Raw genomic sequence first — 18,939 nt, 5'->3', positions numbered from 1 at the left:
TATTGATATACCCTACAGCCATTGGCTAATTGCTAGGCTTGAGTAATTGCTCGGGTAAATGATTCAGCAATTGCTCGTAATCTTTCCAATCCCCAAGGCAACGGCAAATCAGCCGCATTCCCTCGATCTGCGCGATCATTTCCTTGGCGCGATATTGGGCGGTATCTGGCGCAATGCCCGCTTCCACCAATACGGCGCTCAGCTTGACGACCCATTCTTCAACCGCTGCGCGCATATCGGCTTGAAATAGCTGCCATGCATCGCCCATGGTGTAGACATCGAGTGTGCTGGAAAAGCGTTGCTCCGGTGGATTGAGCTGTAACTGCTCGGCAAATCGGCGCAAACGTTCGAGCGGCGTTCCCGCCTCGCTCAGTGGCGCGAGCAGCGATTGAAAATACACACCTTCAGCCTGCAAGACTGCAATCGCCATTTCATCTTTGCCGCCAGGGAAATGATGATACAAGCTGCCTTTGCCCAAACCGGTGGCTTGCGAAATACGGCTGAGTGAAGCGCCGTCATAGCCGTAAGTGTGAAAAACGGCGCGTAATAATTCAATCAAAGTGCTGCGCTGGATCGCCACGAATATCTCCTTCAATGCCGCTAGTTTAACGGATACGACAAAGCGCTTGACAGCGTATCGCGTGATGTTGCAAATTATGTACCGAACGAACGGTACATTTTGTTCGTTTGAAGCGAAGTAATCAATCACAAACTCAATAAAAAAAGAGATAGGAGCACTGGAAATGCACAAAAAATTGAAGATGGTCGTGGTAGCCAGTTTGATGATGGCGAGTGCGTTGGCTGCGCAGGCAAAAATGAACCCTGAGCAGATTGTGAGCAGCTATTTGCAGGCTTGGGGGGAAAAAGATACGGCAAAACGCGAACAGATTTTGCGGGCCGCCGTCATCGACAAAGTCCGGCACAATGATTCGTATAGTTTGGCTGAAACACGCCCTGAGCTAGATGGGCAGATTGTGCAGATGTTGAGTCGCTACCCGGGAATGCAAAGCAAAATGGTGGGGAATGTGCGCACAACCGGCTCTAGCGCTTTGTTTGAGTGGAGTATTGTGGATGCCGCTGGCGCGGAGCTATTTCACGGCGTTGATGCCGTGATTTTTGCTGATGATGGCCGTCTGCAGCGCATTGACGGGCATATTGGTTTGCGCCTGCAATAATGGTTGCCGCATGAAATTGCGGGTGAGCTGCAGCAAAGCTCACCCGCGATACAGCTTATTTCAGACGGAACTCAGCCGCGTTGGCGTGGGCGGTCAGGCCTTCGCCGTGCGCCAGTACCGAAGCAATCTGGCCGAGTTTTTGTGCGCCGACTTCGGATACTTTGATCAGACTAGAGCGTTTCTGGAAGTCATACACGCCCAGCGGGCTAGAGAAACGCGCACTGCGCGCGGTCGGCAGCACGTGATTTGGGCCAGCACAGTAGTCGCCCAATGATTCAGAGGTGAATTTCCCCATGAAAATCGCGCCCGCGTGGCGGATTTTAGGTAGCAGCGCTTCGGGGTTTTCGACCGACAATTCCATGTGTTCGGGCGCGATGTAGTTACAGATCTCGCACGCCTCGTCCAAATCTTTCACCACAATCAGCGCGCCGCGATTTTTCAGCGAGGCGGCGATGATGTCTTTGCGTGGCTGGGTATCGATCAATTTCTCAATGCTGGCATAGACTGCATCGACATACCCTGCGTCCGGGCACAGTAAAATCGATTGCGCGATTTCATCATGCTCGGCTTGGCTGAATAAATCCATCGCGACCCAATCAGGGTTGGTGGTGCCATCGGCGAGTACCAAAATCTCCGATGGGCCGGCGACCATATCAATGCCAACCACACCAAACACCGCACGTTTGGCGGCGGCGACATAGGCATTGCCTGGGCCGGTGATTTTATCGACTTGCGGTACAGTTTGCGTGCCATAGGCCAGTGCGCCAACGGCTTGCGCGCCGCCGATGGTGAAAGCGCGGCTCACGCCCGCCACATAGGCAGCGGCCAAGACCAAATCATTGCGCTCGCCTTTGGGCGTTGGCACGACCATGATGATTTCCGCGACGCCGGCGACGTGCGCTGGAATGGCATTCATCAATACCGATGAGGGATACGCCGCTTTGCCGCCCGGTACATAAATACCGACGCGATCGAGTGCGGTGACTTGCTGGCCAAGCAGCGTGCCGTCTTCGTCTTCGTAGCTCCACGAGCTCATTTTTTGTTTCTCGTGGTAGCTGCGTACGCGGGCGGCGGCGGCTTGCAGGGCGGTGGCTTGATCGGCGGGCAGGCGCTCGAAAGCGGCTTTCAGCTCAGCTTGCGTCAGCTCCAGATCGGCCATCGAGCTGGCGCTGGTGCCATCAAATTTGTTTGTATACTCAACCACAGCCGCATCGCCACGCGTTTTAACGTCAGCCAAAATAGCGGCAACGCGTTGATCCACCTGCGGGTCTTGCGAGGTTTCAAACGCCAGCAGGGCGGTGAGTTCGGATTGAAAATCAGCGGAGGTGGAATCTAAACGGCGAATCATGGCACAGACCCAAAGTAATTTTCTATCGGGCGATTATACCCTTACTTGCTGATTGCGAGTCTGACGCGAAACAGAAATCCATGCAGGCGTAATGTTGAGCCTGCATGTCCTCTTTTTATGCCGTCTTTGTGGCCTGCCACATTTGCCAAGTTTTGTATCCGCCGTTGAGGCTGCGTACGTTAAAGCCGAGCTGACTTAAATGCCGCTGCGCAATATAGCCGCGCAAGCCGACCATGCAGTACACAATCACTGGCTTATTTTTATCGAGCAAGTGGCTCAATTGGCGCAACTGGCTCAGCGGCAAATTGCGCGCACCGGCAATCTGGCCGCTGGCGATTTCTTCCGGCTCGCGTACGTCGATGATTTGCGCGTCGCTGGCTTGTGCCAAATCTTCCGGCTGAGTGAGTTGCAGCAAACCCGCTTGCCAATTTTGCGCCGCCATCCCGGCCAAATTAACCGGGTCTTTGGCTGCGCCGTACGGTGGTGCATAGCTTAATTCCATTTCAGCCAGATCATCGATCGTCATGCCGGCTTGCAGCGCTACGGCCAGCACATCGATGCGTTTATCGACGCCTTTTTCGCCGACGGCTTGCGCGCCCAGCAATTTGCCCGAGGCGGGGTCAAACAGTACTTTCAGGCTAATCATCGTCGCGCCGGGGTAATAGCTGGCGTGATCGTTGCCGTGTAAATACAGTTTTTGATACGGCATATTGGCCGCTTGCAGCGTTTTCTCGTTCAGGCCGGTACTGGCCGCAGTGTGATCAAATACTTTACAGATCGCCGTGCCTTGGCTGCCGCGATAGTGTGCTTGGCGACCAAAAATCGTGTCGGCAGCGATGCGGCCTTGGCGATTGGCAGGGCCAGCCAGCGGCAGCAATACCGCTTTGCCATTGATCGTGTGGCGCACTTCAACGGCATCCCCTACGGCGTATATGCTGGAATCGCTGGTTTGCTGCTGCTCATTGACATATACCCCACCTGTACTGCCGATTTCTAAACCGGCTTCGCGGGCTAATTGATTTTCTGGCTTCACGCCGATGGCCAAGACCACCAGATCGGTCGTCACTTGGCGGCCCGATTCCATTTGCAAGGTGAGTCGCTCGCCGGCATTCACGCTTTGCAGGCTTTCACCCAATAGTAGCTCGACGCCGTGGGCTTTTAGCTCATGGGAAAGTGGCGCAGTCATTTCGGCATCGAGCGGGGTGAGCACTTGCGTGCCACGCTCAACGAGGCTGGCCTGCAAGCCGCGATGACGCAAGGCTTCCACCGTTTCCAGCCCGATAAACCCCGCGCCAACGACGGTCACATGTTTCACATCGGGCGTCATCACATTCATCAGGCGATCCAGATCAGGTACGGTGCGCAGCGTAAAGACGCGCTCATGGTCCAAACCGGGCAGTGGTGGGCGAATCGGTGCTGCGCCGGGCGCGAGAATCAGTGCGTCGTAGCTTTCCAGATATTCATCGCCGGTGAGGCGATTGAGGACGCGCACGGTTTTATTGCTGCGATCGATGCTCAAGACTTCGCTATTGACGCGCACATCCAGTCCAAAGCGTGCGGTGAGCGATTCGGGGGTGTGGAGCAGTAAAGATTCGCGTTCGGCAATGTCTCCGCCCAAATGATAGGGCAGACCACAGTTGGCAAATGAAACATAGGGGCCGCGCTCGAATACGATGATTTGCGCCGCTTCATTGAGCCGACGAGCCCGTGCCGCCGCTGAGGCGCCGCCTGCTACGCCACCCACAATAAGGAGTTTCTGTACGTCTGCCATGATGACTTCCTGCGCTTGGATATGATATGTATTAATATAATATATAAATGCATATAATGTAAAGCCGCAAAAATGCCACCGTGAAGGTGGCATGCTGTGGGCAGACAATAGCAGTGGGTTTACTTGTGTTTCTTTGCTTCGCTGATTTGCGAGCTAGCTTGTGCTGCGGCATTGCCAAATGTTGAGGCGGGTGCTGCGCTTTTCTTGTCTTGCTTGGGTTTTTTTGTTTCTTTATTGCTGCGAACCTGACCTTTGGCCATGGTGTTTACCCCTGGTGGGTTGTGTGCCAGTTGGCTATCACAGCATACGCGCAATTGCTGCTGAGCAGCATTTATTCCTTGTCTGGGGCGCTAGGAAATATCACGCGACTAAAAATCAGCGTGATGAAAATACCAAAATGGGTTGAGCCGATGATGGATTCGGCGATAAACAATGCTTTGCCGTGGTCATTGCACGGCAGAAAGTCGCCAAAGCCGACGGTGGCAAAGATCGTCGATGAGAAATATAGCGAGTCAAGGAAATTGGTATTGTTGGTGCAGCCCGCGCTGGTGCCGTAAACATCAAACACTTGCCAGCCAGTGGCAAAGGTCAGAATCAACAAGACATTGCTGAGCATAAACAGCCATACGGCTTGCGCTGGGTGCAAACCCGCTTGCATGCGTTGGCCGTAGGCAATGCTGAAAATAAACGATAGATAATTGAGGTACGTCGCGGCGATAAACCAATACAGCGTATCGCCGCCGCTATCGACGATTTCCCATTTAATCAGCCATGGCCAAACAAACATCAATAGCAGTGTATACAGCGGAATCGGCCGCCAATTGACGTTGTGCAGCGACATTAGGCGTGACGGCTTGCCACGGTGGTAGCAAAAGCATCCAACATCGGTTGCAGTCGATCGTGCTTGAGTTTGAGCGAAGATTGATTGACCACCAGTCGGCTGGAAATCTCGCGAATATGCTCGACTGCGACCAGATTATTGGCTTTGAGCGTGCCGCCCGTTGATACCAAATCGACAATCGCGTCAGCCAAGCCCACCAGCGGCGCAAGCTCCATTGAGCCGTACAATTTAATCAGATCAACGTGGACGCCTTTGCTGGCAAAGTGGTCTTTGGCTTGCTCGGTGTATTTGGTTGCAATACGCATCCGCGCGCCTTGCTTGACCGCGCCTTCGTAATCAAAGCCGTTTTTGACCGCAACCATCAATGCGCATTTAGCGATTTCCAGATCAAGCGGCTGATACAAGCCTTGCCCGCCGTGTTCGAGCAACACGTCTTTACCCGCCACTCCCAAATCAGCTGCGCCGTATTGCACATAAGTTGGCACATCAGACGCGCGCACGATAATGAGCTGCACGTCGGCTTGATTGGTGCCGATGATCAATTTGCGCGTACTTTCCGGCGCTTCAGCAGGAACGATCCCTGCCGCAGCCAAGAGCGGCAGTGTTTCTTCAAAGATACGTCCTTTGGAAAGGGCGATGGTAATCATGTTGGGTATCTCTTTGTGATCTATGTCTTTATTAGTCTGTAGGTATATACCTACGGATAATTATTTGAATACTTTTAGCGTAACAGGGTATTTGGCTGGCCAGCCATTAATCGCGCGTGCGGCTTGCCACATGCAAAATAGCGCTGAACCAATGCCGACCCACCAAATAAATAATGGCGTTTTCAGCGCAAAGCCAGCGAGCATCGCCAGCACATAAAAGCAGCCCATCAGCATTTGGAAATTGCACGCCTGTACCGCGTGTTGTTCGGCAAAATCAGAGTGAACACGGGCAAATTGCAGTGCAATAAACGGCACAACCAGTGCCAGCATCGGCATCGGCAACAGCGGCAGCCAGAAAACGCCCGCCAGATGAATAATCACCGCAGCGATTTTCTCATGTTCCTTGGGCGGCTGTGGTTTGCCGTCGCTATCTTCACCAGCGGGTTTGGGATTAATTGTTAACATGCGTGCCTATTTCCAATATTGATAGAGCCAAAAGGCGAATGGAAAATGTGCGAGAGACTCAAGGGTAAGGCGGAAAGCAGTGAAAAACCGGAGTTTACACAAGGTAAACGAGGATTTTGAACTGCCTTCCAACGCCTAGTGAGTCTCGCAGCCGTTTTACATCGCTTTTAGCTGATTCGTTCGATTTGTACACCCACGCCTGCCAGCTTGGTTTCGATATGCTCGTAACCACGATCCAGGTGATAAATACGATCAACGATGGTTTCGCCGTCGGCGATCATGCCCGCAATCACCAATGAGGCCGAAGCGCGCAAATCAGTCGCCATGACGGTTGCACCAGAGAGTTTTTCAACGCCAGTAACAATCGCGCTATGGCCATCGACTTTGATCTTCGCGCCCATGCGCGCCAACTCTGGCACGTGCATAAAGCGGTTTTCAAAAATCGTTTCGGTGATCACGCCCGTGCCTTCGGCAATGGCATTGAGCAGCGTGAATTGCGCTTGCATATCGGTTGGGAAGGCTGGGTATTCCAGTGTACGGATATCAACGGCTTTGGCGCGTTGTTTCATATCAAGCGAAATCCAGTTGTCGCCCGTTTCGATGTAAGCACCCGCTTCAACCAGCTTATCGAGCACCGCACCCAGAATGTCGGCACGGGTGTTTTTGAGCAGAATCTTGCCTTGCGCTGCGGCAGCGGCTACGAGGAAGGTACCGGTTTCGATCCGGTCAGCAACGATCGCGTGGTTAGCGCCGTGCAATTCTTTCACGCCTTCGATCGTGATCGTGTCGGTGCCGTGACCGCTGATTTTGGCGCCCATTTTGATCAGGCATTCTGCCAAATCAACCACTTCTGGCTCGCGTGCAGCGTTTTCCAGAATCGTCGTGCCTTCGGCCAAGGTGGCGGCCATCAGCAAGTTTTCGGTACCAGTAACGGTAATCATGTCCGAGCGGAAGCGGCAGCCTTTGAGTTTGCCGGTGGCTTTCACATATCCGTGTTCAATCACAATCTCGGCGCCCATCGCTTGCAGACCTTTGATGTGTTGATCGATCGGGCGAGCGCCGATGGCGCAGCCGCCGGGCAAGGACACTTGCGCTTCGCCAAAACGCGCCAGCGTCGGGCCGAGCACCAAGATCGATGCGCGCATGGTTTTGACCAATTCGTACGGCGCGATGGTGCTGGTGATGTTATTGGCGGTGAGTTCGTATTCGTGAACGTTGTCAGTCATCACGCGCATGCCCATGCCTTGCAGCAATTTTTGCGTGGTTTTCACGTCGGCCAATTGCGGTACATTGGTCAGGCGCAGCGTGTCGGCGGTGAGCAATGAGGCGCACAAAATAGGCAGGGCGGCGTTTTTGGCGCCAGAAATGGTGATTTCGCCAGCGATTGGGTTGCCACCGATGATTTTGAGTTTATCCATTTGATTCGACCTTGCGCGGTGAGCTGCGTGCTCACCCTATGTAATTTTGTATGTAAAAGTCTGTGTTTGACGGTTTAGCGAAAGTATTCCCACCAGATCCAAGCGCCTGCGGCGATTAGCCACGGTAAATTGACCAAGGCCATCAGCGGGCCGCCGGAGCGGCTTTCTCGCTTTTTGTTGTCTTGCTTGGCTTGCTCAATGATCGCTTTGTTTTTAGCGATACTGCCCAGATCAAAGCGGGGGTCGCGTTCTGTCATCTTTACGCCGCTTGACGCGCAGCCCACTCGGCTGGGGTCAAGGTCGCGCGCATTGACAGCGCGTGCAATTCGCCCGAATCCAGATACGATTTCAAACCATCGTTGATCAGGCGATGGCGAGCCAGCAAGCGCAAGCCTTCAAATTGGGCTGAAACGATGGTGGCATAGAAGTGATGGCCGTCGCCTTCCACTTCAAGGTGATCACAGGGCAGCACTTGCCCGATCAGATTTTGTACGTATTCTGGTGTCATAAGGCTCTGTTTTAATGAAGCAATCAATGCCGATAGGCGCTAGCTTACGCTTAACGGCGAATTTTGTAGCCCGATTTTATCAAGCTCAGCGTGATTAAGGTGAGGATTACTAAAGTAAATCCGACAACCGCCAGCGAATACCAAGGATTGACGTCGCTAACGCCGAAAAATCCATAGCGAAAGCCATCAATCATGTAGAAAACGGGGTTGAAGTGCGACACGCTTTGCCAAAATGGCGGCAGGCTGTGAATCGAGTAAAACACGCCCGACAAAAACGTCAGCGGCATAATCAGGAAATTCTGGAATGCGGCGAGCTGGTCAAACTTCTCAGCCCAAATGCCCGCGATCAACCCTAGTATCGCCATCAAGCTGCAACCCAGTAGGCCAAAGAAGATGATCCATAGCGGGTATTTGAACGCAGGTATTGCAAAATAGAACGTTGCGAGTAATACCCCTGCGCCCACCACAAAACCACGCGCCGCGCCAGCCAGCACATAAGCGCTAAAAAATTCCATATGCGACAGCGGCGGTAGCAGGATGTACACAATATTGCCGGTGATTTTGGATTGAATCAGGCTAGAGCTGGTGTTGGCGAAGGCATTTTGCAGCATGCTCATCATCATCAAGCCCGGAATCAGAAATTCGGTGTAGCGCACGCCCGGGTACGGCTCAACATGTGCGTCGAGCACATGGGCGAAAATCAACAGATACATCAAGGCCGTCAGTACGGGGGCGGCGACAGTTTGGAACGCAACGCGCCAGAAGCGCAGCACTTCTTTACGAAATAGGGTGTAAAAACCAGTCATAGTGATTCCAGCCGCAAGGCTTAGGCGTGCATCATTTGTACGAAAATTTCTTCCAGATCAGGCTGGGTAATTTCCAGATCTTTCAGTGTGATTTGCTCGGCGCGTAGCGCTGCTAAGATGGCTTCCAGCCCGTTGCAATCAGCGAGTTTGAGCTCAAAGCGATTGTCGTGCTGTTTAATCAGCAGCGATTGCAGGCTGGCTGGCAGTTGCGCGGGCTTGAGCTTCAAAATCACGCTGCGTGCAGCGCCACGCTGCATCATTTTGTCTTTGTCTTCCAGCGCAATCAGCTCACCACGTTTGAGCATCGCAATGCGATTGCACAGCGTTTCAGCTTCTTCCAAATAATGCGTCGTCAACACAATCGTATGACCGTTTTCATTCAGGCTTTTGACAAAGGCCCACAGCGTTTGGCGTAGCTCAACATCGACGCCGGCGGTAGGTTCATCGAGTACGATAACAGGGGGTTTATGTACCAAAGCCTGAGCCACCATGACGCGGCGCTTCATACCCCCAGATAGAGCGCGCATATTGGTGTGCGCTTTCTCGGTGAGGCCAAGATTGTGCAAGATTTCATCAATCCATGCATCGTTGTGTTTGATACCGAAATAGCCCGACTGAAAGACCAGCGCTTCGCGTACATTAAAGAAAGGGTCAAACACCAATTCCTGCGGCACGATACCGACAGCACGCCGCGCAGCGCGGTAGTCTTGCTGTACATCCAAGCCCATGACGCGCGTTGTGCCGCGCGTGGCTTTGGTCAGCCCCGCCAAAATCGAGATTAGCGTGGTTTTTCCCGCGCCATTGGGGCCTAGCAGCGCAAAGAAATCGCCTTGCTCGACGTTAAAAGTAACTTCTTTGAGCGCGGTAAAATCGCCAAAGTCTTTGCCTACGCCATTAAATTCAATTGCTTTCAAGGGGTAACCTCAGTACTGCTGCTTGCATTACTCGATACGGCTGAAGCGGTGGCGGCTGCTGCCACTTCGCTTGCGACTTGGCTCGCGGCTTCAGTGGCAATGGCTTTTTCGATTGCTTCAGCTGCGATCGGCTCGCCAAACGGCAACGGATGAGGTGGGTTGCCGTCATACACCTTGAACCAGCGACGCTGCAAATAAGTGTCGCGCACAAAAGCGTATTGATCGGGCTGCTCTTTAATCACCGCATCCAGCGGCAAATAGCTGGCGCGCAGGTCGGTCAGATAAACGCTGTAGTAGCCGATTTGACCTGCAAGTGGGTCGACATAGTCAATTGGCCCCCAGCTTAAACGAATCAGCGGGTCGCTCGCATCACGCAGCGTGAGTGGGCCATAGAATGGCACCATCAAATAGGGGCCTGTTGGTATTCCCCACACGCCTAAGGCCTGGCCGAAATCTTCGTTTTGCTTTTCGATCGGCATATCACTGGCCCAGTCGATCAAGCCACCCAAACCGACCGTGCTATTGACGACCACGCGTCCGAGGCTACTACTCGCAGCAACGCCTTTGCCTTCTAGAATCGCGGCAGGAATGCCAAATAGATCGTCGATATTGCCAAAGAAATTACTCACGGCCGAGCGCAGTGGCGGCGGGATATATTCGGTGTAGGCTACGGCGGCAGGGCGCAAAATCGCACCATCTACCACCCGATTGAATTTATAAATCGGGCGATTGACCGCTTCGAGTGGGTCGTAGTTATTTTGTGGCGTGGCACAGGCTGTGCAAATCACAGCCAATAATATGATCAAGCGGCGCATAGTTGCTCGATGCGCCCATCGGCGCAATTCAGGTTGGATTGATGTAATTGTGCGATGCTTAAGCCTTGATTTGCAAGAACTCTTCTACGCCATAGACTTTGATGAGTTGCGAAAGCGCGCTAGGTAGATGCATTAATTCGAGCTGCCGTTGTGCAGCTTGGGCGCGGCGATGCCATTCCAGCAACAGGGCCACAGCACTCGAATCGAGCGATTTGACCGCCTGAAAATCAACGCAGACGTGATCGAGTGCCAGCGGAGCATCAAGCGCATCGAGTAAGCGCCCGCAAAACTCGGCGGTGAGTTCGGCTGGCGCTAGGTAGGGCTGGCTCATTGCTTGCCTTGTTTGGCGGCATTGTTGCGGTCTGATAATTGCTTGATCAGACCATCGATGCCGTCCTTGCGAATCACCGAACCAAACTGATTACGGTGATTATTAATAAAGCTGATGCCGTCGACGCTGATGTCAAAAATCTTCCAGTCATTGCTTTGTTTTTCAAACATAAAGTCCAGTGGAATAGGTTTTTGGCCGGGTAAGGTGACTTCGGTCCGCACGGTTTGCTCATCGCTGTCGTTACCGGCGCGTGTGCCTTTGATGTTGATCTGCGCATTTTTATATAAAGTCAGCGCGCTGAGATAGGTACGGATCAGCATGGCGCGAAACTCGGTCGTGAGCGCATCTTGTTGCGCTGGCGTGGCGCTTTTCCAATATTGGCCAGCCGCCAATGACGTCATGCGCTTGTAGTCGGCCAGCGGTGACAGACGTGCATCCACCTGATCGCGCATTTTGGCGCTGTCTTTGTCATTCTTTTTAATGATTTCAAGTACGTCTTTACTGGCCGAGCGCACGATTTGCTCGGGTGCATCGCCAGCACGGGCGGGCGCAGCAAGCAATTGACTCGATAAAAAGGCCAGACCCAATACCAAAAAAGCATGGCGAAGTGATTTGAACATTATTGTTTTTCCTTATCTTTATCGGCCTGACTAAACAGGAAACGACTAATTAATTGCTCCAACACGATGGCTGAAGACGTGATTTTGAATGTATTGCCAGCGCTCAGCGTTTTTTCGTCGGCGCCAGAGGTAATACCGATGTATTGTTCGCCCAAGAGACCTGAAGTCAGAATCTCTGCCGAGCTGTCGCGGCTAAAGTGGTAGCGACTATCGACATCCATCGTCACCTTGGCGACAAAACGTACTGGGTCTAGCTCGATATGACTTACGCGGCCTACGACGACACCAGCGCTTTTAATCGGCGCACGCACCTTGAGTCCACCGATATTTTCAAAATTGGCAATCAGCTCGTAGCTACTGCTGGCGGGTAAGCTACCCTGACTGCTCACTTTGAGCGCCAGAAATAGCAGGGCCGCAATGCCAACGAGGGCGAATAAGCCCACCCAAAAATCGATCATGCCACGTTTCATTTAAACACCCCGAAACATAAATGCAGTAAGAATAAAGTCAAGTGCTAGGATCACTAATGCACTGGTCACTACGGTGCGCGTCGTGGCGCTGGAAATCCCTTCGGCAGTGGGCGGCGCATCATAGCCTTCAAATACCGCAATCAGCGATACGGCAAAACCAAAAAAGATACTTTTGATCACGCCATTCATCACATCAAGCCGGAAATCAACTGAGCCCTGCATTTGCGACCAGAAGCTGCCTTCATCCAGCCCCAGTAATTGCACGCCAATCAGATAGCCACCAAATATCCCCATTGCGCTAAACATTGCGGCCAGCAGCGGCATTGAAATTACGCCACCCCAAAAACGAGGGGCAACGACGCGGGCGATCGGGTTCACGGCCATCATTTCCATGGCCGAGAGCTGCTCGGTGGTTTTCATTAGGCCGATTTCGGCGGTAATCGCGCTGCCGGCGCGGCTGGCAAACAATAAGCCCGCCACCACGGGGCCAAGTTCGCGCACTAGGGAGAGTGCGACCAAAATGCCGAGCGAACTAGAGGCGCCAAACCGTTGTAAAGTGTCATAGCCTTGCAAGGCCAGTACCATCCCCACAAACAAACCCGATACCGCAATAATCAATACCGATAGCACGCCAGCAAACCAAACCTCGCGGATGGTCAGGCGAGGGCGCAGCAAGGCGGTGGCCGAGTGACGCAAAATGGCGATGAGAAAGCGGCAGGCAAAGCCCAGCTTGATCAGGCTATTGGTCAGTGGCTGGCCAAAGCGGCTAATCAGATTCACAAAATCGTTCATGCGGCTCATTGATGAAGCCCCAAATCATCCGCATAGGCGGGGGCGGGTTTGTGAAACGGTAACGGGCCATCAGGCCGCGCATTGATAAATTGCTGCACAAATGGATGAGTTGAGGCTTTAACTTCGTCGGGTGTGCCTTGTGCAACAATTTGTCCATCGGCGAGGAAATAAATGTAATCGACAATCGCCAGCGATTCGGCGACATCGTGCGTCACCACAATCGATGCCGTGCCAAGTGCATCGTTTAATTCACGAATCAGTTTGCCCACCGTAGCGAGTGAAATGGGATCTAGCCCGGTAAAGGGCTCGTCATACAGCATCACTTGCGGGTCAAGCGCTATGGCTCGCGCCAGCGCCACGCGACGCGCCATACCACCTGATAATTCCTGCGGCATCGATTGCGCCGCGCCACGCAAGCCAACCGCTTGCAGCTTCATGAGTACCAGATCGCGAATCATGCTTTCGGGTAATGCGGTGCGTTCACGCAGCGGGAAGGCGACGTTGTCGAAAACTGATAAATCAGTAAACAGCGCGCCAAATTGAAACAACATGCCCAGCTTGCGACGCATGCGGTAGAGCGCTGATTCATTGAGCGAGCCCACATCCTCACCATTGACCCGCACCACGCCACTTTGCGCGCGAATTTGCCCGCCAATTAATTTGAGTAAAGTGGTTTTGCCTGAGCCCGAGCCACCCATGATGGCGACCAGCTGGCCAGCCTCAATATTGAGCGAGACATCGCGCAATATCGGTGTTTCACCATAAGCAAAGCTGACGTTTTGAAATTCAATTATTGACATGGGGAAATTTTAGTCGGGCTCTTAGTTGGGCTCAATCAAGTTTTTTATCGTTTTGGTTCGGGATTGATTCTTATTTTAATGCAAATATGCCGTGCAAAAGGGTGAATATTGTACATGTCATGAAAAGCCCGTTTTTTCATTTAGGGGTATGTCTATGTGATCAATTTAATGATTGACTTTGGTTGCTATACCTTCCGTGGGTATGTGAGAAGGGCGTCCTGCCGCGGTGGCCAAGACTCTGGCTGTCGCATTAAAGCGCCAGCATTTGGGCTGATGGCATAGGCTAAACACAGACAGTGTTAGTATTTCCTGTTATTCAAAAGGGCAAAAGGGTGAGGAGGCATGAGCATGTATCAAAGTTACTTTTCCCTGCATTGCCCACCATTTCGGCTCACACCGCATCCTGATTTTTTCTATGACGGCGCAGGTCGAGGGCATCTATTGCAAGCCTTGCTGTATGCCGTTGACTCGGGCGAAGGGGTCATAAAGGTGAGCGGCGAAGTCGGCGCAGGTAAGACTATGCTGTGCCGCATGTTGCTGGAGAAAATGCCGCCCAAGATGACGGCCATTTACTTTGCCAACCCGATGATGTCAGAGGGTGAGCTTACGCAAAATCTATTGCTCGAATTAGCCGTGCCCGCTGAAATATCCCCGTCGAAGTCAGCAATTCGACGCATTGAGGAGGCGCTGATCGAGCGTTATGGCGCGGGTCAGCAAGTTGTGGTTGTGGTGGATGAAGCGCATGCCATGCCCGCCGCATCGCTGGAGTTTATTCGTTTACTGAGCAATCTGGATTACGGCCACCACAAACTCTTGCAGATCGTCTTGTTTGGCCAGCCCGAACTCGATCAGCAATTAACCCAGCCTGCAATGCGCCCTCTGCGCGAACGCATCAGTTACAGCTTTGAATTATCTCGCTTGGAAAAAACCGATGTGGCCGCGTATTTGCATTTTCGCCTACAGGCTGCTGGCTGGCAGGGTCCACCTTTATTTGACGATGCCGCGGTCAAGGAAATCGCGCTCGCGGCGCAAGGTTTGACGCGGCGAATCAATTTATTGGCCGACAAAGCGCTGTTAGCGAGCTTTGCCGACAATGCGCGGACAGTCAGTCGTGAACACGCCCGATTGGCTGTGCGCGAATGCGCCTATGCGCCCGCTGCAGCGTTTCGAGCGTGGCCAGTCAAGCCAATTGCTGTGCTGGCTACGGTAGCGGCGGTCGGGATCGTGTTTGGGCTGTGGTATGGCGCACGGACAACGACTGCTTCGGCTCAAACTGTCGTTGCGGCCAGCGCCCCGCTACGGGTGAATTCGCCTGCTGCAGTCAGTTCGTCCAGCGTGGCTAGCGCAACAACTCAGATTGACGTTGATGGATTGCCACCAGCGCTGGATCAGCTGGCCCAGCACTCCCGCCAGCAAATCAATGCTGCCAATGCGCAGACGCAGACTATTTTACTGATGACCGTGCCGCACAATCAGCTTGGAGAATTGGAAAAGCTGATGCAACGCTACGATGGGCAAATGAAGCTTGATCAAGTGATGATTTATCCGACACAAGCCAATGGCGTCAAAAGCTGGGGCGTGGTGTATGGCTTGTTTGCCGATAAGCGCAGTGCCAAGCAAGCGATGGCGCAATTGCCGGATGCATTAAAGCGCAATAAGCCGCTGCTGCGCAGCGTAGCGGGCGTGCGGGAAGAAATTTGGACTTTGTAAGTTGCAATCTGGCGCTTACTCGGACTTTCGCTTAAATTAAATGAACGACTTTATTGATTGAGTTTATGAAACCACTCATTTTACCGCTCTTGATTGCCAGCACCTTGACTGCATGCGCGACTAATAATGGCTTGCCGCCGCGAGAAGGGCGCCATGTGCAGGCCGCACCTGAGGCGGATGTCAATATCCCCAAACCTGTGACACAAATCCCCTATCTGCCCAAGCCCAGTCAAAGCGCTAAGCTAGAAACCTATAGCGTCGTAGTGAGCCAATTGCCGGTGAACGAGCTGCTCTTTGCGCTGGCGCGGGATGCCAAAATCAATGTTGATGTGCATCCCTCGGTGTCGGGTAGCGTGACTTTGAATGCGATCAATCAGACCTTGCCACAGATTTTGGATCGAATTGCCAAGCAAGTTGATATTCGCTGGACGCTGGAGCAAGGGGTACTCACGATCGCCCCCGATACGCCCTATTTGAAAACCTATCGCGTCGACTATTTCAATTTGTCGCGCAATATGAAGTCGAGCGTCAATATCCTCAATTCGGTGGCCAGCTCTGATACGCAAGGCGGTGGCACAGGGGGCAATAACAATACCTCATCGACTTCAATCGATAGTGAAAATCCCAATCAATTCTGGAAGCGCCTCGAAGCCAATTTGAAGGAAATCTTGGGCGTTAAAGATAACCCGACCACGGCTGCGGCGACGGCGGCATTGGCTCCTCCCGTAACGGCCAACGTCGGCAAGCAGGTTTCGCAAACGGTGAATAATGCAAACACCGATGCCAAGACTGCGCTGGCACTCGCTGAAGGGCTGGCCAAAATTGAAAAAACCGTAGCACAAACAGAAAAACTCAAGCAGGAAAGCAGTGCGGCGGCAGCGCCGATTGCCGCGGTAGTCGAGCCCAATCTGGTGGTGATGAACCCGGAAAGTGGCACGATCAGTATTCGTGCTTCGCATAAAGATCAGCAAAAAGTCGCTGAATTTTTGGCCATGGTGCAATCATCGGCGCAGCGCCAAGTGATGATTGAGGCAACGATTGTTGAAGTTGCACTTAGCGATCAATATCAGGCAGGGGTCGATTGGAGCAAAATCGCCAGTGGCAATGGCTGGTCAGTGGGGCAAAGTTTAATTGGATCAAATCTGGCCGCAGCGCCGGTCAGTGTGCTGTCTTACAAAGGCACTAATCTGGTTGCTACCTTAAAACTGCTGGAACAATTTGGTCGTGCCCGCGTGCTGTCCAGCCCCAAAGTAATTGCGCTGAATAATCAAACCGCCGTGATGAAGGTGGTAGAAGAACAGGTGTATTTCACGCTCACCGTCACTGAGGGCACCAATACGCCGAGCGGGATTACTGGGGCGACGTATGAAAGTACCTTGCACACCGTGCCGGTCGGCTTGGTGATGCAGGTCACGCCACAGATCTCGGAGTCGGGCCTGATTTCTATGAATGTTCGCCCAACGATCACCAATATCAGCGGCTATGTGCAAGATCCCGCGGTGGCATTGATGTCCAGAACCGAAAGCAATCCGGTGCAAAGTTTGATTCCGATTTTGCAAGTACGCGAATTTGATTCCACACTCAAAATCGCCAGCGGTCAATCTGCCGTGTTGGGTGGATTGATTCAGGATAAACAAACCAACTCCCGCCAAGGCGTACCAGGTTTGTCACGCATCCCTTGGGTGGGTGATGCGTTTAGTTATCGTGATGACACCGTGCGTAAAATTGAGCTGGTGGTGTTTTTGCGCCCGATTGTCGTGCATGAAGATGGCTTGAACGGTGCGCAAAGCGGTCTGAAATCCCTGTTGCCAGGCGAGGACTTTTTTAATCCCCCGAGCGATCAAGCGATTTCAGCGTTTCAAAGCGGCGTAATTCCTTTGCCAAAAGAGGCCGGCAAATGAGTTTACTGTTGCAAGCGCTGAAAAAAGCTGAAGAGGAAAAGCGTCGCCGAGAAGCGCTAGCGCAGGCGGAGTTGGCTGGCGCGTCGGTAGATACGCTACCTGAATCGCAACAGGCTGAAAATCTTGATCGCGTTGCCAGCGCTGGCGATGAAGCGCGAAATGACGATAAAGATGAGTCGTCTCAGTCATTGCCACCAGAGGCGTGGGTCTTTGATCCATTGCCCGATCCAGTTCCAGATCCAGCACCGCCATCAGCATCAGATATTGAGCCAGCGACACTTCCACCGATAAGCCAAGAGCAATCTGCTCCGCCTGATCGGGCTGCGCCGGGGCTAAGCCTTGCCGATGTTGAACCCTTGAATTTCGAGCAAGCCACAGTAGAGCCGCTGCAAGCCGACGAGTTGCCTGCGAGTGGCCTGTCAAGTAACCCAGAAAACCTTGCCGATGTGACTGCAGATCACGCAAGCCCTGAATCGGTTGCCCCGCCACTGCCACCGCCATCGTCCGCGCCAGTAGCACGGGAGACGGTCGTTCAGGCTGTTGCGCCTGCCGCGCCAGCAGCACTTAATGCTGGGCGAGAGGCTGGACGAGAGTCTGTCGCTTCACCCGCCCAGCGCTTGGCGGCCAGTCAGATTTTGCAATCGGGAACGAAAAAGAAGACGGGTAAAGGCTTGCTGCCGTGGATCGCGCTCGGCGGTGCAGTGCTGTTGTTTGGCTTAATTTCTTGGTTTGCTTGGCAGTATCAGCAGCTCACCAATCCTTCTCTGGCTCCGCTTCCGGCGGCTTTGCCAAAAGATCCGGTTGCCTCCTTGCCGCAAGAAAGCGCCAGCCCGCTAGAAACCGAACTTAGCCATGCTCCAGCGGGGGAGTATTTGCCAGAAGTTAAGCCTAAGAAAGATGTTCATGAAGATACTGTGGCGGGTATATCTAAGTCCACAGAGTCTGAAGTGCAGTCAGAGCGAGTTCCTAGCAATATTAAACCGCTCGCCCCCAAATTAACGAGTACCAGCCCAAATACGGTCAAGTTTGAAAAAACCACACTCGATACGCAAGCCCCACTGCAGCAGGCATGGCTGGCTTATCAGCAGGATGATGTGTCGCAGGCTGAGCGCCTGTATCGCAAAGTGCTGGCGAGTGAGCCGCGTAATCGCGATGCGCTACTTGGCTTGGCCGCAGTGCATGTGCGGCGCGGGCAGAGCGCGCAGGCGGCGGGGATTTATCAGTATTTATTGCAGCTAAACCCACAAGATCAGGCGGTGCAGCAGGCGCAGATGGCGCTCAATCCAGAGGCGATTAGCGAAAGTAGCGAGGCTCGTTTATTGCAAGATGCCAGCCAAAGTAAAAATCCGCTACTACTCGGCCAGTACTATGCCAATCGGCAACGCTGGCAAGAGGCGCAAGAACAATTTTTCCAAGCCTGGAGCGTGCATCCAGATAACGCCGACTTGGCCTACAACTTGGCCGTGAGCCTGGATCACCTCAAACAAGCACGGTTGGCGGCCGATTACTACCGTAAAGCCTTGGATTTAGCCAATAAGCGGGCATCGTCTTTTGATCGGGCCGCGGCGGAAGCGCGGCTGGCTCAATTGCGACTGGCGGGTGAATAA

22 protein-coding genes are annotated in these 18,939 nt (G+C 53.2%); 4 read left to right on the top strand and 18 right to left on the bottom strand.

Annotated features, from left to right (window positions below):
• Positions 1 to 25: 25 nt before the first annotated feature.
• Positions 26 to 580, bottom strand: a complete 555-nt coding sequence (locus HQ393_RS11595) for a TetR/AcrR family transcriptional regulator (RefSeq protein ID WP_179355327.1) — start codon at positions 578 to 580, stop codon at positions 26 to 28.
• A gap of 163 nt (positions 581 to 743) precedes the next feature.
• Between HQ393_RS11595 and HQ393_RS11590 the strand changes: the two genes are divergently transcribed.
• Entirely contained in the window at positions 744 to 1,175 is a 432-nt protein-coding gene (locus tag HQ393_RS11590; RefSeq protein WP_179355326.1) for a hypothetical protein, read from the top strand.
• Between the two features lie 55 nt (positions 1,176 to 1,230).
• Here HQ393_RS11590 and hisD read toward each other — a convergent pair whose 3' ends face one another.
• From hisD to HQ393_RS11505, 17 genes are all read right to left on the bottom strand, one after another.
• Positions 1,231 to 2,523: a histidinol dehydrogenase gene (gene hisD, locus HQ393_RS11585; RefSeq protein WP_438833110.1), complete on the bottom strand. Its 1,293-nt coding sequence runs from the start codon at positions 2,521 to 2,523 to the stop codon at positions 1,231 to 1,233.
• A gap of 115 nt (positions 2,524 to 2,638) precedes the next feature.
• Positions 2,639 to 4,294, bottom strand: a complete 1,656-nt coding sequence (locus tag HQ393_RS11580; protein WP_179355325.1) for an FAD-dependent oxidoreductase — start codon at positions 4,292 to 4,294, stop codon at positions 2,639 to 2,641.
• Positions 4,295 to 4,413: 119 nt separating this feature from the next.
• Complete coding sequence (locus HQ393_RS11575; protein ID WP_179355324.1) at positions 4,414 to 4,554, bottom strand: hypothetical protein; 141 nt, start codon at positions 4,552 to 4,554, stop codon at positions 4,414 to 4,416.
• Between the two features lie 71 nt (positions 4,555 to 4,625).
• The gene (locus tag HQ393_RS11570) at positions 4,626 to 5,135 is read right to left on the bottom strand and encodes a potassium channel family protein (RefSeq protein WP_179355323.1); all 510 of its coding nucleotides are present in this window, start codon (positions 5,133 to 5,135) and stop codon (positions 4,626 to 4,628) included.
• Positions 5,135 to 5,782: an ATP phosphoribosyltransferase gene (gene hisG, locus HQ393_RS11565; RefSeq protein WP_179355322.1), complete on the bottom strand. Its 648-nt coding sequence runs from the start codon at positions 5,780 to 5,782 to the stop codon at positions 5,135 to 5,137. Before hisG ends, HQ393_RS11570 begins: the two co-directional genes overlap by 1 nt.
• Positions 5,783 to 5,842: 60 nt before the next feature.
• Positions 5,843 to 6,247 carry a DUF4870 domain-containing protein gene (locus HQ393_RS11560; RefSeq protein ID WP_179355321.1) on the bottom strand — a complete coding sequence of 135 codons (405 nt, stop codon included), beginning with the start codon at positions 6,245 to 6,247 and terminating at the stop codon, positions 5,843 to 5,845.
• Positions 6,248 to 6,414: 167 nt separating this feature from the next.
• Positions 6,415 to 7,665 (bottom strand): UDP-N-acetylglucosamine 1-carboxyvinyltransferase, encoded by a 1,251-nt coding sequence (murA, locus tag HQ393_RS11555; RefSeq protein WP_179355320.1) that lies wholly within the window; start codon positions 7,663 to 7,665, stop codon positions 6,415 to 6,417.
• Positions 7,666 to 7,739: 74 nt separating this feature from the next.
• Positions 7,740 to 7,922, bottom strand: a complete 183-nt coding sequence (locus tag HQ393_RS11550; protein WP_179355319.1) for a hypothetical protein — start codon at positions 7,920 to 7,922, stop codon at positions 7,740 to 7,742.
• Between the two features lie 2 nt (positions 7,923 to 7,924).
• The gene (locus tag HQ393_RS11545) at positions 7,925 to 8,173 is read right to left on the bottom strand and encodes a BolA family protein (RefSeq protein ID WP_179355318.1); all 249 of its coding nucleotides are present in this window, start codon (positions 8,171 to 8,173) and stop codon (positions 7,925 to 7,927) included.
• A gap of 50 nt (positions 8,174 to 8,223) precedes the next feature.
• Positions 8,224 to 8,979, bottom strand: coding sequence for an ABC transporter permease (locus HQ393_RS11540; RefSeq protein ID WP_179355317.1), 756 nt, complete (start codon positions 8,977 to 8,979; stop codon positions 8,224 to 8,226).
• Positions 8,980 to 8,999: 20 nt separating this feature from the next.
• Positions 9,000 to 9,893 (bottom strand): ABC transporter ATP-binding protein, encoded by an 894-nt coding sequence (locus HQ393_RS11535; RefSeq protein ID WP_179355316.1) that lies wholly within the window; start codon positions 9,891 to 9,893, stop codon positions 9,000 to 9,002.
• Positions 9,890 to 10,708, bottom strand: coding sequence for an MlaA family lipoprotein (locus HQ393_RS11530; RefSeq protein WP_179355315.1), 819 nt, complete (start codon positions 10,706 to 10,708; stop codon positions 9,890 to 9,892). The genes HQ393_RS11535 and HQ393_RS11530 overlap by 4 nt, the downstream gene beginning before the upstream one ends.
• Positions 10,709 to 10,766: 58 nt before the next feature.
• On the bottom strand, positions 10,767 to 11,039 hold the full coding sequence (locus HQ393_RS11525; RefSeq protein WP_179355314.1) for an STAS domain-containing protein: 273 nt from the start codon (positions 11,037 to 11,039) through the stop codon (positions 10,767 to 10,769).
• Positions 11,036 to 11,659 carry an MlaC/ttg2D family ABC transporter substrate-binding protein gene (locus HQ393_RS11520; protein ID WP_179355313.1) on the bottom strand — a complete coding sequence of 208 codons (624 nt, stop codon included), beginning with the start codon at positions 11,657 to 11,659 and terminating at the stop codon, positions 11,036 to 11,038. The genes HQ393_RS11525 and HQ393_RS11520 overlap by 4 nt, the downstream gene beginning before the upstream one ends.
• Positions 11,659 to 12,129: an outer membrane lipid asymmetry maintenance protein MlaD gene (gene mlaD / locus HQ393_RS11515; protein ID WP_179355312.1), complete on the bottom strand. Its 471-nt coding sequence runs from the start codon at positions 12,127 to 12,129 to the stop codon at positions 11,659 to 11,661. Before mlaD ends, HQ393_RS11520 begins: the two co-directional genes overlap by 1 nt.
• Positions 12,130 to 12,921, bottom strand: coding sequence for a lipid asymmetry maintenance ABC transporter permease subunit MlaE (gene mlaE, locus HQ393_RS11510; RefSeq protein ID WP_179358491.1), 792 nt, complete (start codon positions 12,919 to 12,921; stop codon positions 12,130 to 12,132).
• A gap of 5 nt (positions 12,922 to 12,926) precedes the next feature.
• Positions 12,927 to 13,721: an ABC transporter ATP-binding protein gene (locus tag HQ393_RS11505; RefSeq protein ID WP_179355311.1), complete on the bottom strand. Its 795-nt coding sequence runs from the start codon at positions 13,719 to 13,721 to the stop codon at positions 12,927 to 12,929.
• A gap of 348 nt (positions 13,722 to 14,069) precedes the next feature.
• On the opposite strand from HQ393_RS11505, the gene HQ393_RS11500 reads away from it, so the two are divergent.
• From HQ393_RS11500 to HQ393_RS11490, 3 genes are all read left to right on the top strand, one after another.
• Positions 14,070 to 15,431, top strand: a complete 1,362-nt coding sequence (locus HQ393_RS11500) for an ExeA family protein (RefSeq protein ID WP_179355310.1) — start codon at positions 14,070 to 14,072, stop codon at positions 15,429 to 15,431.
• Positions 15,432 to 15,496: 65 nt separating this feature from the next.
• Complete coding sequence (locus HQ393_RS11495; protein ID WP_179355309.1) at positions 15,497 to 17,332, top strand: type II secretion system protein GspD; 1,836 nt, start codon at positions 15,497 to 15,499, stop codon at positions 17,330 to 17,332.
• Positions 17,329 to 18,939 (top strand): tetratricopeptide repeat protein, encoded by a 1,611-nt coding sequence (locus HQ393_RS11490; RefSeq protein WP_179355308.1) that lies wholly within the window; start codon positions 17,329 to 17,331, stop codon positions 18,937 to 18,939. Before HQ393_RS11495 ends, HQ393_RS11490 begins: the two co-directional genes overlap by 4 nt.

Origin of the sequence: Chitinibacter bivalviorum (assembly GCF_013403565.1) — a bacterium.
Classification (GTDB): Bacteria; Pseudomonadota; Gammaproteobacteria; order Burkholderiales; family Chitinibacteraceae; genus Chitinibacter; species Chitinibacter bivalviorum.
The sequence above is the reverse complement of the archived record's forward strand: the minus strand, read 5'-3'. Positions and strand labels throughout refer to the sequence as shown.

Excerpts from the sequence above, each read along its gene's own strand:
- HQ393_RS11590 (WP_179355326.1), top strand. The coding sequence starts at position 744 with ATGCACAAAAAATTGAAGATGGTCGTGGTAGCCAGTTTGATGATGGCG.
- hisD (WP_438833110.1), bottom strand. The coding sequence starts at position 2,523 with ATGATTCGCCGTTTAGATTCCACCTCCGCTGATTTTCAATCCGAACTC.
- HQ393_RS11580 (WP_179355325.1), bottom strand. The coding sequence starts at position 4,294 with ATGGCAGACGTACAGAAACTCCTTATTGTGGGTGGCGTAGCAGGCGGC.
- HQ393_RS11575 (WP_179355324.1), bottom strand. The coding sequence starts at position 4,554 with ATGGCCAAAGGTCAGGTTCGCAGCAATAAAGAAACAAAAAAACCCAAG.
- HQ393_RS11570 (WP_179355323.1), bottom strand. The coding sequence starts at position 5,135 with ATGTCGCTGCACAACGTCAATTGGCGGCCGATTCCGCTGTATACACTG.
- hisG (WP_179355322.1), bottom strand. The coding sequence starts at position 5,782 with ATGATTACCATCGCCCTTTCCAAAGGACGTATCTTTGAAGAAACACTG.
- HQ393_RS11560 (WP_179355321.1), bottom strand. The coding sequence starts at position 6,247 with ATGTTAACAATTAATCCCAAACCCGCTGGTGAAGATAGCGACGGCAAA.
- murA (WP_179355320.1), bottom strand. The coding sequence starts at position 7,665 with ATGGATAAACTCAAAATCATCGGTGGCAACCCAATCGCTGGCGAAATC.
- HQ393_RS11550 (WP_179355319.1), bottom strand. The coding sequence starts at position 7,922 with ATGACAGAACGCGACCCCCGCTTTGATCTGGGCAGTATCGCTAAAAAC.
- HQ393_RS11545 (WP_179355318.1), bottom strand. The coding sequence starts at position 8,173 with ATGACACCAGAATACGTACAAAATCTGATCGGGCAAGTGCTGCCCTGT.
- HQ393_RS11540 (WP_179355317.1), bottom strand. The coding sequence starts at position 8,979 with ATGACTGGTTTTTACACCCTATTTCGTAAAGAAGTGCTGCGCTTCTGG.
- HQ393_RS11530 (WP_179355315.1), bottom strand. The coding sequence starts at position 10,708 with ATGCGCCGCTTGATCATATTATTGGCTGTGATTTGCACAGCCTGTGCC.
- HQ393_RS11525 (WP_179355314.1), bottom strand. The coding sequence starts at position 11,039 with ATGAGCCAGCCCTACCTAGCGCCAGCCGAACTCACCGCCGAGTTTTGC.
- HQ393_RS11520 (WP_179355313.1), bottom strand. The coding sequence starts at position 11,659 with ATGTTCAAATCACTTCGCCATGCTTTTTTGGTATTGGGTCTGGCCTTT.
- mlaD (WP_179355312.1), bottom strand. The coding sequence starts at position 12,129 with ATGAAACGTGGCATGATCGATTTTTGGGTGGGCTTATTCGCCCTCGTT.
- mlaE (WP_179358491.1), bottom strand. The coding sequence starts at position 12,921 with ATGAACGATTTTGTGAATCTGATTAGCCGCTTTGGCCAGCCACTGACC.
- HQ393_RS11505 (WP_179355311.1), bottom strand. The coding sequence starts at position 13,721 with ATGTCAATAATTGAATTTCAAAACGTCAGCTTTGCTTATGGTGAAACA.
- HQ393_RS11500 (WP_179355310.1), top strand. The coding sequence starts at position 14,070 with ATGTATCAAAGTTACTTTTCCCTGCATTGCCCACCATTTCGGCTCACA.
- HQ393_RS11495 (WP_179355309.1), top strand. The coding sequence starts at position 15,497 with ATGAAACCACTCATTTTACCGCTCTTGATTGCCAGCACCTTGACTGCA.
- HQ393_RS11490 (WP_179355308.1), top strand. The coding sequence starts at position 17,329 with ATGAGTTTACTGTTGCAAGCGCTGAAAAAAGCTGAAGAGGAAAAGCGT.